This window comes from Vibrio sp. 10N.222.55.C6 (assembly GCF_041473395.1).
GTDB lineage: Bacteria > Pseudomonadota > Gammaproteobacteria > Enterobacterales > Vibrionaceae > Vibrio > Vibrio crassostreae_C.
On the sequence record NZ_JBFRSD010001136.1, the window covers coordinates 1 to 402 of the forward strand.

Below are 402 nucleotides of genomic sequence, written 5' to 3' on the forward strand. Positions count from 1 at the left end.
TTCTAATGTAGTACCGTACTTCCTTTTAAGGTGGGCACGTAGGTCTTCACCTTCAAGCGGCATATCTGGATTTAACTGAAAAGGTTGCCACTCAATCTCAATGCGATCTTCTATACCAAGCTCTTTTATCGCGGTATTTAAACGCTTATAACCGATAATACACCAAGGACAAATCACATCTGACACAATATCCAATTTGATTTTCATATTCATATTTAACTCTTTTTATCAAGCGTTTAGCTTCAATTTTTTTCATTAAATAACACTAAGCAGAACCCAAATTGTTTATTATTCGGTATCCTGCTCATTTTCACCGTAGAGAGTTGCGGTTCTATATTTTTTGCTCACAAAGCTGAATTGATGGAACGGTATTAGTGAAGTTCGGTACATCAGCTTTTATCT

General features: G+C 35.8%; 1 protein-coding gene. It reads right to left on the reverse strand.

Going from position 1 to position 402, the window contains the following annotated elements; translation table 11 throughout:
- The coding region (locus AB4486_RS27885) for a DsbA family protein (RefSeq protein WP_372120054.1) at positions 1-213 on the reverse strand (213 nt) is incomplete at its 3' end.
- Positions 214-402 lie beyond the last annotated feature (189 nt).